The organism is Acinetobacter sp. A22, assembly GCF_030913345.1.
GTDB lineage: Bacteria > Pseudomonadota > Gammaproteobacteria > Pseudomonadales > Moraxellaceae > Acinetobacter > Acinetobacter junii.
The window spans coordinates 2594410-2609807 of record NZ_CP133162.1; the positions used below are offsets into that span (position 1 = coordinate 2594410).

The following is a 15398-nucleotide window of genomic DNA, read 5'->3' on the forward strand; positions in this document are numbered from 1 at the left end:
TGCAGAAGACTTCTGCGTTAAAGATTGGTTCGGTTGAGTCATCATTAACGCCCCACGCCTATATAAGCAAAACCTTGTGCTTTCACATAATGAGGGTCATAGATATTACGCCCATCCAAAATCAAAGGATGCTCCATCAGCTGCAGCAATCGCTTAAAATCAGGGCTCCAGTATTGTTTCCACGCCGTTAAAAGACAAAGGGCGTGAGCATTCTGAACAGCTTCATATTGATTCTGACAGAGAATCAAATCTGAGCGTTGCCCATAAATCATTTCAATTTCATCTAAAGCCTGTGGATCATGCAAATGAACTGTAACACCTTGTGCCCAAAGTGCTTTTAGCATGTGATGGATAGGTGATTGTTGGATACTGGAGGTATTTTCCTTAAAGGAAGCCCCCCATATTGCTATTGTTTTACCTTGCAAATCACCATGATAATAATTCCATAATTTACGAAACAGAATTTCTTTTTGCTGCTCATTAATATCCCAAACTTGTGCAAGTAACTGACTTTTAACTCCTGTATTTGCTACAGTACTAGCCAATGTCAAAACATCATGGGAAAAGTTTTCACCACCAAACCCCGCTCCAGGTGATAAATAAGCAGAGCCTATCCGATTGTCTGCAGCCATGCCTTGACGTACTGAGGCAATATCTATTCCAAGTTTTTCGGCGACTACAGCCAAATCATTTATGTAACTAATACGGGTCGCCAACATGCCTGAGATGCTAAGTTTAGTAAACTCGGCATCTAGGATGGGCATAAACAAAAATTGCTGTTCCAAAGGGAAAAAAGGTCTTAATAACTCTTTTACTTTGCATTGAGCACGATGATCCAAACAGCCCACGATCAATTGCTTAGCTTGGGTTAAGCTCTGCAAAGCATTACCTTCTTGGATTGTGTCAGGTAAATATACCCAATCATCCTCTGCAAGTATTTTCTGCATCTTTTCAGTACCATGCAGACCAAAAGTAGATGCATTAATCATGAGTTTTGGATGAATAATATTTCGCTGCTTTAGTTTACCGAGCAACTGAAAAACAAAAGTTTCTTGAGTTTGGTTAAAACTAAATACATATCCATCTATATCCAGTGGCAACTCAGAAAGAGCTGCGTAGTTCAAAAAGCCACTCTTTAATTGTTTTTCTAATAGTTGATTAACATTCTCATCATGAAATGCATATTGCAAATTATTTTCATTGCTTTGAGTATCTGAACACCAAAAAACCTGATGCCCAGATTCAGATAAAAGTACGGACATTACTCCCGCATATAAAGTATTGCCGAATATTGCAATTTTCATAACCGTTAACCCTAAATTACAGGGCTAACTCACGAATTAAGCCCTTAAAATCAGCACCTAGCTTTGGATGCTCAATACCATAGTGCAATACTGCTTTAAGATAACCAATCTTACTGCCACAATCAAAGGTTTGACCTTTCATTCGATAAGCCTCTACAGTTTCAAGTTGTTGCAAGCTTGCAATTGCATCAGTGAGTTGTATTTCATTGCCCGCCCCCTTGGGTGTATCTTGCAATAATTGCATGATTTTAGCTGGCAAAATATAACGCCCAACAACTGATAAATTTGAAGGTGCTGTACCTACTGCGGGTTTTTCTACAATACCTTTCATTATGATGCTTTCACCTTCATTCGGTGATTTTGCAACATCTACAATGCCATACTGATCCACTAAATGATCAGGCACTGCTTCAACCATAATTTGTGCTGCTTGAGACTGTTGAAAACGTTGAATCATCAACGATAAATCATTTTCAACTGCATGATCTTTAACCAAGACATCAGGTAACAAAACTGCAAAAGCTTCGTCACCAACAATATCTTTCGCACAAAGTACAGCATGCCCCAGACCTAATGGTTGTGGTTGGCGTACACTTACGACACTGATATGTTTAGGTAATATATCGGTAATTTCTTTCAATAAATCAAATTTCTTTTTTTGTTCCAGCGTCGTTTCAAGCTCGAAATTTCGATCAAAATAATTTTCAATAGATGCCTTAGATGAATGCGTGACTAAGATAATCTGTTCAATACCTGCATCAACGGCCTCTCGAACAACATACTCAATCGCGGGGCGATCTACAACAGTCACCATTTCTTTAGGAATCGATTTACTGGCTGGCAAGAAACGTGTACCTAACCCTGCAACAGGCAAAATTGCTTTTTTGATCATAGATTTTCTCTAATTAATTTACTCGAACTTCGCCACTACGTTTATAGCCATCAACATAATGTTCTAACTGGGTTAATGCCCAATCTATATCTTGCTCAACAGCAGTCATTTGGTTGATTTTACTAAATACCGATTGAATTTCGTGTAATGGAAAATGTTTTTCAAAAGAACGTAAAATACGAGTATGCTCTGTGTATTCAGTATTATCCTGATCAATCAATAGCTCCTCGTAAAGCTTCTCGCCAGGTCTTAAACCGCTATAAGCAATTTCGATATCGCCATCAGTTTCCCCAGTTTCCCGAACTCTCAAACCACTCAGTTTAATCATTTGTCGTGCTAAATCTTGGATACGTACTGGTTCACCCATATCTAAGAGATAAACATCACCACCTGATCCTAGAGCACCAGCCTGAATAACCAACTGAGACGCTTCTGGAATCGTCATAAAATAACGAGTGACTTCTGGATGAGTTACCGTAATAGGCCCACCCTTTGCAATTTGTTGCTTAAACAGAGGGACTACTGATCCTGATGAACCGAGCACATTACCAAATCGAACAATACTAATTTGTGTATGAGGCTTAGTTTCAGCAACAGCTTGACAATAAAGCTCAGCCATACGCTTGGAAGCGCCCATTACATTAGTTGGTCGAACTGCTTTATCTGTAGAAATAAGTACAAAGGTTTCAACGCCTTTTTTGACAGCAGCATTAAGGCTGTTTGCAGTGCCAATTGCATTATTTTTTAGACCTGCAATTGGATTACACTCCACCAAAGGAACATGTTTATAGGCAGCAGCATGATAAACTGTTTGCACTTGATATTGCTCTATAATTCGTTCCAGTTTTTGTTGGTCCTGAACAGTTCCCAATATCGGAACGATTTGACAACTAGCAGCTTGTCTTAACTCTTTATCAATATCGTATAGAGCAAATTCTGTTAGCTCATAGAGCACTAACATTTTAGGTTGATTCTTTATAATTTGGCGACATAGTTCTGAACCAATCGACCCACCTGCGCCAGTCACCATCACAATTTTATTCTGTATATTTTTAGATAGTAAGTGCGCAATCGGTGGAACTGGATCTCGACCAAGTAAATCAATAATATCAACTTCTTGAATATCGGAAACTCGTATTTCACCATCAACTAATTGGGTAAGTCCAGGAAGTTCGGTAATTTTTAAATGAGCTGATTCAAACTGCTGAATAATTTCAGTTTTACGAACTCGACCAACAGATGGAATGGCTAATAAAATCTCATCAACGCGTTCTTTGCTAAATCTCTGTAATGCTTTTTCTACAGAGTAAACTCGTAGTCCTTCAACAATTTGACCTTGCAATGAAGTATGATCATCAATAAAAAAAACAGGTAAATGGTCATCGGATCGGTTTAATGCAGCTGCAATCTGTTGCCCGGCATCCCCTGCACCATATATGGCGATTCTCTTACGACCTATGTCTGAATAGAATGAAGCTTTGATAATGAAACGAATAGAAGCACGGCTAACCCATACCCACGTAAACATCATAAATCCGAACATAAATGGGATAGACATCGGAATATATGCATGGGTAAAACTGCTCAGACCATACAAAGCAATCATCGTCAGCGCCACAGCTAGAGCTAATTTAACGATAAAAACTTCATTGAATGTTCTGACAATAAAGTGATAAACGCCTGTAATGACTAAACTGACGATAGCAATCAAACTCACCAACAGGACACCATGTTCAATGCCTGGAATAATTTGTGCACCTAAATCAAATAATCGAATGACATAACAGAGCCATAAGATCACTGGAATAGCTAAAGCATCCAGAAAAACAAGGAAAGTTTGCTTAAGTAGCCTTGGTGCTGAGGCGAATTGATGAATAATCTTTTTCACAGTGATCTTCTAATCATCCATTTTTCAGTTTGATCTTTATACGCATTTCTTCTTGAACTTGAAATGACCTTTACATACTGATTACATAATCATAAAAAGCAAGAGTTAGAGCTCATTTCACTCTTGCATGTATTTTTACACTTAGTGAATCGCAGTTTTTACGGTTTGAATTGCTTGAACCGTTTTATCTATACTATCTTTGCTGAGTGTTGGGTGTACCAAGAACATCAAACTTGTTTCACCAAGTTGTTGCGCGTTCTGTAAACGCTGTTCAGGACGCCAAGGTGTACCATCAAAAGCATGTTCCAAATACACCTCTGAGCACGACCCACTAAAGCATGGCACATTTTGCGCATTAATCTCTTGCATAATTCGGTCACGTGACCAACCTTCAGGTAAAGCAGCTAAATTGACTTGTACATAGCATTTATAATGTGCATGTACATAGTCAGTCGAAGGCAAGTGAACTGTAAAATAAGGAGAATTAGCAAATGCTTTCAGAATCTGCTCTGCATTTTCAGTTCTTTTTCGCGTCCACTCCGCCATATGCGTGAGTTGAATACGACCTATCACTGCCTGCATTTCCATCATACGCCAATTTGTGCCAAACGAATCATGTAACCATCTAAAACCAGGAGGATGTTGCTTGCTATAAACACTGTCAAAGCTTTTACCATGATCTTTATAAGACCACATTTTTTTCCAAAGTATTTCATCATTAGTGGTGACCATACCACCTTCACCACCTGTGGTCATAATCTTATCTTGACAGAAAGACCACGCTGAAATGTGCCCGATAGATCCTGCAGGTTTACCTTTGTATCGAGCACCATGAGCCTGAGCACAATCTTCAATAACATACAGACCCTTTTCCTCAGCAAGTTGCATAATCGGATCCATGTCACACATCCAACCTGCTAAATGCACGCAGATAATTGCTTTAGTATTGGGTGTCAAAACAGCTTCAATGGTTCGTCGCGAAATATTTTGAGAATTTAACTCAACATCTGCAAATATAGGATTTGCACCAGCTGTGACAATTGAACTAGCTGAAGCAAGAAAGGTTCTAGATGTCACAATTACATCATCTCCTGCACCGATACCTAATGCTTTAAGTGCTACATCCAATGCAACTGTTCCATTCGCTAAAGCTACCGCATATTGAGTACCAGCAAATGCAGCAAACTCTTTTTCAAATTCACGACACTCCTGTCCCGTCCAATAGTTCACCTTGTTTGAAAGTAATACCTTAGATACGGCATCTGCTTCTTGTTGAGTGAAACTTGGCCATGGTTCAAATGCAGTATTTAACATCTTAATTTACCTTTTCATTGACCATTATCAAAAATGGCATTCTTTCCGCTTTCATCTTACTTATATGAAAAACAATCTTTCTTCATATATTTTGTATTACTTCTTTTCCAAAATATGTGCAGGATTTCCAACCACTGTTACACCAGCCGGAACACTTTTGGTAACCACAGCGCCCATTCCAACAACTGCACCTTTTCCAATAACTAGAGGTTTATCAGGTGTGCCCTGTTTAATAACTGCACCAGTCCCAATATAGGCATGGTCCTCAATATGAATATTACCATTGCATTTCACACCTGGAGCAAAAGTGACGTAATCGCCAATTACACAGTCATGAGCAACGTAACTATAGATGTTAGCGTGGAAAAATTTGCCAATTTTAATATTTGATGTCAAACAAGTGAATGGACAAAGTAGACTTCCTTCGCCGATCTCTACTTCGTCTAGAATCACTGTATTTTCTGCTTGTATCGCTAAATGTTGAACACTATCCTCATTTAGACGCATAACTAGTTTTTCACGAACAATACTATTTGCTATCGCAATCGTTACAGCCTTATGTTTAGCAGTGTTATTAATAAAATCTGTATAGGCTAAAACAGAATAACCATTCAGACTTCCACCTGCTTGACCATCATCAATAAAAACAAATTGTTCTTTTTTTAAATTTTGAAATTTTTGGCGAACTAATGGCATGACTTCTTTACCAAAACCACTCGCACCGTATACACCAATAAATTCTGTCACTTATCTAACTCCTTAATATTTGTTCCTGTGAATTTACTCATCGTTGCTTCGCCAGCTTCATTGATATCATCTTTGGCGATCACTTTTTTCACTGTTTTCAACATGATTTTGAAGTCTAACCAAATCGACTGATTTTCAACGTACCAGGTATCAAGTTTAAATTTCTCTTCCCAACTAATCGCATTCCGCCCATTCACTTGGGCATGGCCTGTCATACCTGGACGTACATCATGACGTTTTGCTTGATCTTTATTATAAAGTGGTAAGTACTCCATCAGTAATGGGCGTGGCCCCACGATACTCATGTCACCTTTAATCACATTCCAAAGTTCAGGCATTTCATCTAAACTTGTAGCACGCAGCATCTTACCAAAGGGAGTTAACCGCTCGCTATCTGGTAGTGGGTTGCCCTGTGCATCAACAGCATCCTTCATGGTACGAAACTTAATCATTTCAAACGGTTTACCATGCAGACCTGGACGGACTTGACGGAATAAGACTGGCGAGCCTAAGTTCTTTTTTACCTTATATGCTACATAAAAATATAAAGGTGAAAGCAATACCAAAGCAATTGAAGCAATAACGATATCCAGTAAACGTTTAAGCATATTACGCTCCTGTGACCCAATCAGAAAACTTCTGCGAAAGAATAGAACGATTAAACTGTTCTCTGGCAACCTGCTGACCATTTCTGCCCATTTCAATCAGTCGTTCGCGCTGATTCGCTGCTTGTTCCAAGGCATCAGCAAACGCTTGAGGATTCTCTGGGGGTACAGCAAAACCACACTGCGATTTGGTGATTAACTCCGCTAACCAGCCTGGATAATTATTTAAAACGGGTAGGCCTGCTGAAATATAATCAAAAAATTTATTCGGCGACGTTCCATAATAAAAGGCTGGAACATTGGCTAAAATTTGCAACCCAATATCTGCACTGGCCATTAACCCTGCTAGTTTAGTTTTATTCACAGGATCATGAAAAATCACATTATCCAATTGAAGCTCGATCGCTCGTTCAAGCAATGCTTTTTTCTGCATGCCATCACCAACCAGAACCAATTTAATGTCCGTTCTTTGACGTTTTTTCAATTCAACTGCTGCGTCTAACACTGCATTTAGGCCATTGGCCAAGCCATGTGTCCCAGTAAAAATGGCCATAAGATCTGTTGGTTTAACGCCCTCAGGTCTCCATGCTTGATGCTCAGATGCAAAAATATCTAAATCACAACCATTTGGAATAGAGGCTACTTTTTCAGGAGCAATCCCTCGTTTAATAATGCCGTCCACAATACCTGGAGACAATCCTACTAAACGATCAGCTGAATGATAAGAAGTCCATTCAAGCACAGACATCATCCATAAAACTATTGGGTTTTTGATCACCCCCATCGCTTTAGGCAGCTCTGGCCAAAGATCCCTAACTTCGAAAACAAATGGTTTTCGTCGAAACCACTTGGCAAAAATACCTGGAATACCAGCAGTTAATGGCGTTGTTGTCGCAAATACAACATCGTATTGTTCAGTTAAAGCAACTTTGATCGATTTAAAAGCAAAACTAAAAAAAATTAAAATACGCTTGAGGAAAGAGAGCGCATTTGAATAAGGCAATTCGAATTCAATAATATCGATCCCATCGACCATACCACGTCGCATGCCTTTATTAAACGGCTGAGTTAATCCCGTTTGACCTGCACCAAAAGAGCCACAAACCATCGTCACCTGATGACCATTACGAATGAGCGATTGAGCCATAGCATACGAACGGATTCCTGCAGACCCTTTAGGTGTTGAAAAATGCTGATGGAAATATAAAATTTTCATGTTAAATCTTTAATTACAGTAAAAATTGTAGTCGCTTGTGTAGCGATCACTTCTAGAACAGGCACTTTGCTCTTTTGATAGTAGTACCTAGACTCCTCTCCTTCGCACCAACGAAGAGTTATCGGATGCTCAGCCTCTAAAATAATCTCTATTTGACCATTACTTAGAACATTGTTCTCAAGAGTCCAATGATCTGGCTGTAAACGCCAACGTAAGATCGCCTGTTGCTGAAAACCAGATATATTATCTGCTACTTTAATTACATTATCCGTTAATGAAATTTTACGGTGGTGTGTACAACCCCAATGATCTTCATAACCACAACCAAATTCATTAGCGCTATACGTTAATTCTTTTGGTGTCAGCCATGCACCAAATAAAAAGCGACTTAAACGCGGCATTTGTTGATGTTGATCAAACTCAACGGTATTGTGACTGGCAACACCAGAAAAGTAATTTAAATCCTTTACGGTGGAATTATAACTATAAGTTCCGCCATCACGTAAAAGGTTTTGTCCTTTAAACCAAACATCTAGATGCAAAGCATCACATTGACTTGGACGAAATTTGAATTTCGGCAATTTGAGCGCAATAAAGAAATTATTATTTTCAGAACTAATCAAACCACTTTCATTAAAAAATTGATTTCGCGAAGGCAGTTCAAAGTTTTCTTGCTTCAATTTTTGAATTTGAAAGAACGTTAGACTTTCATCATACAAATCTGGTTCTGGATAATAACTATGTTGATGGAATAAAGTACTTGCCAACTGAACTGTTGGTCTAAAATCACGATAATCTGTTTGGCTTATAGGAATCAGTCGCGCACCATCATTGGCACCTAAATTAGGAACATCACCATTAGCTTGGGTTAATACATATAACCAGTCTGTTGCATTCTGCAATTGACGGTATAGTTGTCTTGAAAAAGGTTTCAATTCAAATTTTTGGCGGACGATTTCAGCTAAGCAATAAGAATCCAGCATCACTCGATGGTAATTAATCGAATATTGGCTAAAACCGCCATCTTGCATAATGAGCTTGCTTGCACGGTTCAGCAACCATTTTTCACCCAATGCCTGCCATTGTTGATATTGAGGCTTAGGTTTCCAAAGATTTAGAACAGCTCCACCAATATACAATGCAACTGCCTCAGAGGTCCCATGATTATTATCCTGAGCAATGGCATAATCAATTGTAGGTTCAATACGCTTTAAATGCGCCTCGATAAATGCACAGACATTGTCATGCGGATGCTGCTCTCGCTCTAAACCAATGAGTGCAGTAATGATATGCATGACACGGATGGATGCTTCCTGCCCACATTTCCAATTCGGCCCAAAATAAGCAGGGTTCTTCTCACACCAATCATTCAACCATAAATCAAGCTGAAGCAATGCTTGCCCATCTCTCATTTGACGCTCGTGTAGCACAAGGTCGATTAACCAGTCAAAACGAGAAGCCTCCCAGATGCCTTTAATATCACCAACATTTCCATCAAAATCTGGAATTTGATACCACGCCTTCTCTGTATTTTGAAAGGTATGTTGGGTTAAAGGGCTATAGAACCAATTGGGCAACTGTCCAGCCACTGGATACTTGAGGTATCCAAAGGCTGTTAACGTTGAGTTTACGGGCACATTCATTGTGCCAGTGGGTGCACTCTGATTAAAGAAGCAACCCGTTGGCAATTGTGCAGACAGCTTTTGTACAGGGTTCAAACCTGTTTTTACGCCCACACGATATTTAAACACTCTGAACAAATTAAACAGCCCTAATGCAAGCGCTGTTTGACCTTTCATGACTAAACTCATGTTTGTGCTCTTAAAATTTCGGCAACCTGAATGGTCACTCTAGCAACTTCAAAAATTTCATCGGCAGGAATTGGTGCTTCTTTTCCATCTCGTATACTATCTACAAAGACTGCAGCACAAGCATCTTGACCTTTATCTTGACGCCAGAGATTCATCTTGTTAAATCCAGGCCAGCCAAATGCTTTTAGCTTTCTGAAATTATCTAATTGTAATACTCGACCTGCTGTAAAGACTTCTACACGCTCTTTAGGGAAGCTTGAAGCGCCATTTGCCAAGTAGAAAATGGTGCCAAATGACCCATCTTCAAAACCAAGCGTAATTGAAGCTTTATCTTCTAAAATTTGTACTGCATGAGTTTCGCCCATACGTCGAGCCTGAATAGACACAATTTTTGAACCTGCTAGGAAGCGCATCAAGTCGATAAAGTGACATGCTTCTCCAATGATACGCCCACCACCAACAGCATTATCTTGTGTCCAATGATCCGCCGGTATCGCACCTGCATTCATGGTCATGATAAAACTCTTCGGCTCTTTTACTGTATCCAGCAAAGTTTTCATTTTTTGCACTTGTGGTGAGAAACGACGGTTGAAGCCCACCATGACTCGTGCATATTGATTATTCTGGATATTTTGATTGTAAATCGTTTCAATTTTTTCAATTTCTTCGACAGTCAGAGCCAATGGCTTTTCAACAAAAACATTCTTACCTGCCGATAAAACTCTTTCTACAAAGTATGCATGGCTATTATGACGGGTCGCAATCGCGACGGTATTAATATCTTTATTATTTAATAAACCATCCAGATCTGTCGAAGCTTCGGCAAATCCTGTTTTTTCTCCATGAATAACCCCATTAATGCCACCAGAAGTTACGATGGTATGTAATTGAGAAGATGCTTTTTTGAAAGCTGGTATCAACACACGTGAAGCATAGTTGCCTGCCCCAATAAAACCAACGACAGCATTTTTGGCTTCAATAGAAATTGGACGTAACACCACTCGTTTTTCTAAACGGGTCTCGACTGGAGAGTTATATTTAAGCAATAAACCCAAACCAGATTTGTCTTCCGTTAATGCATCATACGCTTTAGGTGCATCTTCAAATTCAAATCGTTGCGTGATCAACGGCTCTACATTTAAAGTACCTGCAGCCATCATATCCAAAACGGCAACAAAGTTGCGTTGCTCTGTCCAACGAACAAAGCCAAGTGGATAGTCATTACCCTTGTCTTCATATTCGGTATCATAACGACCTGGACCATATGAACAAGAAACTTGGAAACTGAGTTCTTTTTCATAAAAATCGGCACGATTTAACTCTAAGCCAGTTACACCAACTAAAATAATGCGACCGCGTTTTCGACTCATTCGTGCTGCTTGAATAACAGGATCACTTACCTTGGTTGAAGCGGTAATAATGACACCATCTACACCCGCACCACGACTAAATGCTAGACCAACAGCCACTGGATCTTCTCCTTTGCCAGGATTACAGATCTCTGCACCGAATTGTTTTGCCAAATCTAATTTACTTTGGTCGAAATCAATAGCGAGAACGCGACAGCCATTTGCTCTTAGCATCTGAATGGTAAGTAGACCAATCAGGCCCGCACCTGTCACGACAAAGCTTTCGCCCAAAGTTGGTTGAGCAAGACGGATACCTTGCAAGCCAATACTTGCAACGACAGCAAAAGAAGCAGATTCATCACTGACATTATCTGGAATTTTTGCACAAAGGTTTTTAGGTACTTTCACCATATCAGCATGGGGACCATTTGATACAACACGATCTCCAACTTGGAAATCATCTACATTTGCACCTACTTCATGTACGATACCCACATTGCAATATCCTAATGCAAGTGGTTGAGCAAGCTTAGACTTTACAGCATCGTAAGTTGTTAATAAGCCATCTGTTTGTACCTTTTCTAGTACCATTTTTACTTTTTCTGGTTGTTGACGTGCTTTATCAATTAGAGATGCCTTACCAAATCCAACCAACATACGTTCTGTTCCAGCAGAAATAAGCGAAGTCGTTGTGGAAATCAGTAAATGACCTTTTGAACATTGTGGTACTGGAGCCTCGGTCACAGTCGTACCACCATTTGCCATATCTTGAAGAATTTGTTTCATTAATAACTTCCTAAATATTCATCAACTTTTTGACTAAGATCATCTTTTTCTAAATTAAACAACATAACACCATCTGGTCTAGGTACTACATCTGATGCTAAAACTGGTGCACCAAAATATAATGCCTCTCTCAAACTAACAGAATCACCATCAGTAGTTGTTGCTCGGATAAATAATTTCGTCACCGTTAAAAGTGGCCAGATTTTCTTATCATTCTCTAGAAATATAAGATTGTCATATTTATCAGTGAGTAATCGTACCTTTTCTTTTATTTCTTGACTAAAACTAGTTTCTGGATAATTTGCAATAGCAATAAGGAAATAATCATGTTTATATTTTGGTGCTAGTTTCGCAAAAATATCTATTAAAGAACCTAATGTATAAATATCAGCTCCCTTAGCATCTAAATTTGGCTGAAATGCACTAGTTAATATGATTTTTCTTTGTTTATTTTTTAAGGCAGTTTCATACAAATCTAACAACCTCTGATCATAAGTAGATAGGATGTCTGCTAATTCAGCTTTTGCAGGAGGCAAAAAAGCTGAAATAGTTATAAACTTATTATTAATTTCGTAAAACTCATTAAATACTCTATAATTTTCCTTAAGATGCTCATTAACTAACATAATATTTTTACACTTACGAAAAAACTTCAAATAGATTTCTTTTCTCCAATTCAACAAAGAAGAAAAATGCCTACTTGAGTTATGATCATAAAATATCACAGTTCCATATCGTGCAAAAAAACATGCCAATAAAATCAATATAAAATTAGAAGCACTTAAATGTTTAATTTCTTTAGATCTTAAAGCCACAACTATCTTTAAAAAGTTTTTCTTACATGGTTCAAGTAAAACAATATTAGCATTTTTAGTATTATTACTTAGCTGCTCTAGTTTGCGTTGGTTAAAAACCGTAACACCACCTATGGGCGATGGAAGTTTACCAATAAAAAATATTTTATCCACTTAATTCCCACCTGCTCTAGACTTTCCAACTCTACAAAAAATTAAAATACACATTGAAATAACAACACTAAGAATAAAAAAAGTTCTAAAATTACTAATCATATCGTTTCTGAGAGTAAAGGAAAAACAGAATATGTATATTGCTCCTAACAAAACCCCAAAATGAGACTTATTATAAAACTTAGAAAAGAACACGATTAAAAAAGCAAAAGCGATAGGGCCGAAAATATTAAAATTCATCATAGATTCAAGAATGGCATTAAAAGCCAAACCACCACCCGAATTATAAATATCTGGATAAAACTCTTTCACGAAGTTAACTGATGGTGAAATAGGCCTACTAGGAAAAATAAATGTAGGAACGATCTGTGCAAATGTTTCCAGATAAGTAGGCTGCATTTGGACTGAAGAGTATCTAGAGAAATAGTCATTCCAAACAATACTAAAAGCACCAAATTCAGATTTATCAGGACTAAAGGCTGTTCCATAATCGAGTTCACTTAAAATAGCACCCCACTCAGAAAAGCTCGTATTCCTCAAATACCCATAAACCCACATTAATAAGCCGAATACAAACCCATATCCAATATAAATTGGATTAATACGCTTTTGCACATTAACAGCAAATGCACAAATAACGAATAAAATTATTGCTAATTTCCTATCACCTAGGATTAAAATATCCGTAGCAGAGAATAAAATTAATGGTAACAACCAAAAAACCAAAGCCCTCCCATTTTTCTGCTCAACACTAACAATAAACCAAATATAAAATACAGAAAAAGAATAAACAAAAAGTTTATAAACATCAAAAAGAGTGGATTTAGATTTATAAATATCTGCACGAGAAACAGCACCAATATCTAGTGAAAAAAGCGTTGCAACCATGCTTATATATACAAAAACGATAATACTATAAAATAAAAAAACTGCATTTAAACTCAATCTTTTTCTAAAATTTAATTCTGGAATTTTCACTTTACTTAAATATGAATCAAAAAAAATAAAAGACCCAAAAAAAACAAACGTATAAAAAATTAAGCTTGCATTAGTTCTTTCAAGTAAATAACTATAATCTCTATAAATAAATGAGTTAAAGATTGCAGTCAAAAAATATGGCAATGCAGTAACAAAAACAATTGTGCTCGGTGAAAGAATTCCACTTTTCTTAATCTGAAACAGCGATAGCAAAACAATAGAAATAAGAGCAACACTTACAAAAAGATCTAAACTCTCTAAACTTATGAGTAGCCATAGTAGACATATCATAACAAGTGAAATGACCCCCCAAATAAATGCTAATCTATTCATTTCAACCTCTTAACATACTTTAAAATGCTATAAAAATTTACAACATAAATGAGCAGCATAATTATCAAAAATAAAATCACAAAACTTGAAAAAGATAACTTTGCAAAGAAAACTACTAAAGGCAAAACTATAGCAACAGAAGCAAATCTAACTAATTCAAAACCTAGAGCTTTATTAACCTTGCCCCATAATGGATATAATGTAGTTAAAGGTTGAAGCAAAGCATCAAAAAAGTAGTATATAAACAAAAGGGACAGCAACCATGAGAATTCCAACCATTCACGGCCAAAAAATATCATTATTATATAACTTGAGCAAAACACTAAAAAAACTAAAAAGCATGCAAAAGACATTAAGACAATAATAAAATTTCTTGCCGTCAATACACTTTCAAAAAGCTCTTTAATTTTTTTCGCATCACTGTATTCACCATTAAAAAGTATCAATACATTTCTTCTTATCAATGAAAATGGAACAGCCATTGTTTGAGAAAATAAAAAATATGCACCAATTTGACTCTTGTCAAAAACATATCCACCAAACAAAACTGGTATCACAGGAGTTGAATATTGTATAAAAGTGAGAAAGGAGTTCTTAAAACCTTCCTTATAGTTTTTATAAAAAAAAGGGATGAAATTATTCAACTTAAATGATAAGGATTTCCTAATAAACAAAAAGAATAGAATAGAAATTATTAACTGAGGCAAAATATTGGCTAACAATAGTCCATTTTCATGAAAAACATAATAAAAACCTACAATCATTACAATTTGAAGAAGCAATTGATTTGTTTTATAAAAAATAAATTTATTGTAATCCTTTATTAATATAAGATATTGACTCAATAAATTAAAAAAACTTAGACTCAGGCAGAATAACAACAAATAAATAATATTATACTTAAAATGAAAGACATTGTTAGCAATAACAACGCCTATACACAATAAAAAGAAAGTTATGATACTTACAACTATAGCATTAGAGAAAAATTCATTTTTTTCTTCTGCACAAACTCTATCACTGAGCACAATATAATCAAATCGCATCGCAGCTACAATTGCAAATACTGAGGCAAAACTTAGATACCAACCTAACTCACCAAATACTTCTGGTTTATAAAGTCGTGATGAAATCACAACAGATACTGCTACCAGTATCTGTACAATTACCCCACCGGCTATAAGCTTGGATAGAATCTTCATAAACT

12 protein-coding genes are annotated in these 15398 nt (G+C 37.1%); all 12 read right to left on the bottom strand.

All coding sequences use genetic code 11. The annotated features are described in order from the left end of the window. Positions 1-44: 44 nt before the first annotated feature. A complete protein-coding gene (locus Q9Q86_RS12665) occupies positions 45-1304 on the bottom strand; it encodes a nucleotide sugar dehydrogenase (protein WP_112987050.1) in 1260 nt (419 codons plus the stop codon). Between the two features lie 16 nt (positions 1305-1320). Then, complete coding sequence (gene galU / locus Q9Q86_RS12670; protein WP_112987049.1) at positions 1321-2196, bottom strand: UTP--glucose-1-phosphate uridylyltransferase GalU; 876 nt, start codon at positions 2194-2196, stop codon at positions 1321-1323. Between the two features lie 13 nt (positions 2197-2209). Further along, positions 2210-4084, bottom strand: a complete 1875-nt coding sequence (locus tag Q9Q86_RS12675; RefSeq protein WP_112987048.1) for a nucleoside-diphosphate sugar epimerase/dehydratase — start codon at positions 4082-4084, stop codon at positions 2210-2212. A gap of 141 nt (positions 4085-4225) precedes the next feature. Then, positions 4226-5398, bottom strand: a complete 1173-nt coding sequence (locus Q9Q86_RS12680) for a DegT/DnrJ/EryC1/StrS aminotransferase family protein (RefSeq protein WP_112987047.1) — start codon at positions 5396-5398, stop codon at positions 4226-4228. A gap of 96 nt (positions 5399-5494) precedes the next feature. Beyond that, a complete protein-coding gene (locus Q9Q86_RS12685) occupies positions 5495-6145 on the bottom strand; it encodes an acetyltransferase (protein ID WP_112987046.1) in 651 nt (216 codons plus the stop codon). Next, positions 6142-6753, bottom strand: a complete 612-nt coding sequence (locus Q9Q86_RS12690; protein WP_112987045.1) for a sugar transferase — start codon at positions 6751-6753, stop codon at positions 6142-6144. The genes Q9Q86_RS12685 and Q9Q86_RS12690 overlap by 4 nt, the downstream gene beginning before the upstream one ends. Position 6754: 1 nt before the next feature. Then, positions 6755-7966, bottom strand: a complete 1212-nt coding sequence (locus tag Q9Q86_RS12695; RefSeq protein ID WP_112987044.1) for a glycosyltransferase family 4 protein — start codon at positions 7964-7966, stop codon at positions 6755-6757. After that, positions 7963-9777 (bottom strand): heparinase II/III family protein, encoded by a 1815-nt coding sequence (locus tag Q9Q86_RS12700; RefSeq protein ID WP_112987043.1) that lies wholly within the window; start codon positions 9775-9777, stop codon positions 7963-7965. Before Q9Q86_RS12700 ends, Q9Q86_RS12695 begins: the two co-directional genes overlap by 4 nt. Beyond that, positions 9774-11912: a bi-domain-containing oxidoreductase gene (locus Q9Q86_RS12705; RefSeq protein WP_112987042.1), complete on the bottom strand. Its 2139-nt coding sequence runs from the start codon at positions 11910-11912 to the stop codon at positions 9774-9776. The genes Q9Q86_RS12700 and Q9Q86_RS12705 overlap by 4 nt, the downstream gene beginning before the upstream one ends. Continuing rightward, complete coding sequence (locus tag Q9Q86_RS12710) at positions 11912-12880, bottom strand: glycosyltransferase (RefSeq protein ID WP_112987041.1); 969 nt, start codon at positions 12878-12880, stop codon at positions 11912-11914. Before Q9Q86_RS12710 ends, Q9Q86_RS12705 begins: the two co-directional genes overlap by 1 nt. Beyond that, the gene (locus Q9Q86_RS12715) at positions 12881-14191 is read right to left on the bottom strand and encodes an O-antigen polymerase (RefSeq protein WP_112987040.1); all 1311 of its coding nucleotides are present in this window, start codon (positions 14189-14191) and stop codon (positions 12881-12883) included. Beyond that, a complete protein-coding gene (locus Q9Q86_RS12720; RefSeq protein WP_112987039.1) occupies positions 14188-15393 on the bottom strand; it encodes a lipopolysaccharide biosynthesis protein in 1206 nt (401 codons plus the stop codon). Before Q9Q86_RS12720 ends, Q9Q86_RS12715 begins: the two co-directional genes overlap by 4 nt. Positions 15394-15398: the final 5 nt, after the last annotated feature.

Bases quoted from the DNA above. Each gene is read 5' to 3' on its own strand.
- Q9Q86_RS12665 (WP_112987050.1), bottom strand. From the start codon at position 1,304: ATGAAAATTGCAATATTCGGCAATACTTTATATGCGGGAGTAATGTCC.
- galU (WP_112987049.1), bottom strand. From the start codon at position 2,196: ATGATCAAAAAAGCAATTTTGCCTGTTGCAGGGTTAGGTACACGTTTC.
- Q9Q86_RS12680 (WP_112987047.1), bottom strand. From the start codon at position 5,398: ATGTTAAATACTGCATTTGAACCATGGCCAAGTTTCACTCAACAAGAA.
- Q9Q86_RS12690 (WP_112987045.1), bottom strand. From the start codon at position 6,753: ATGCTTAAACGTTTACTGGATATCGTTATTGCTTCAATTGCTTTGGTA.
- Q9Q86_RS12695 (WP_112987044.1), bottom strand. From the start codon at position 7,966: ATGAAAATTTTATATTTCCATCAGCATTTTTCAACACCTAAAGGGTCT.
- Q9Q86_RS12700 (WP_112987043.1), bottom strand. From the start codon at position 9,777: ATGAGTTTAGTCATGAAAGGTCAAACAGCGCTTGCATTAGGGCTGTTT.
- Q9Q86_RS12705 (WP_112987042.1), bottom strand. From the start codon at position 11,912: ATGAAACAAATTCTTCAAGATATGGCAAATGGTGGTACGACTGTGACC.
- Q9Q86_RS12715 (WP_112987040.1), bottom strand. From the start codon at position 14,191: ATGAATAGATTAGCATTTATTTGGGGGGTCATTTCACTTGTTATGATA.
- Q9Q86_RS12720 (WP_112987039.1), bottom strand. From the start codon at position 15,393: ATGAAGATTCTATCCAAGCTTATAGCCGGTGGGGTAATTGTACAGATA.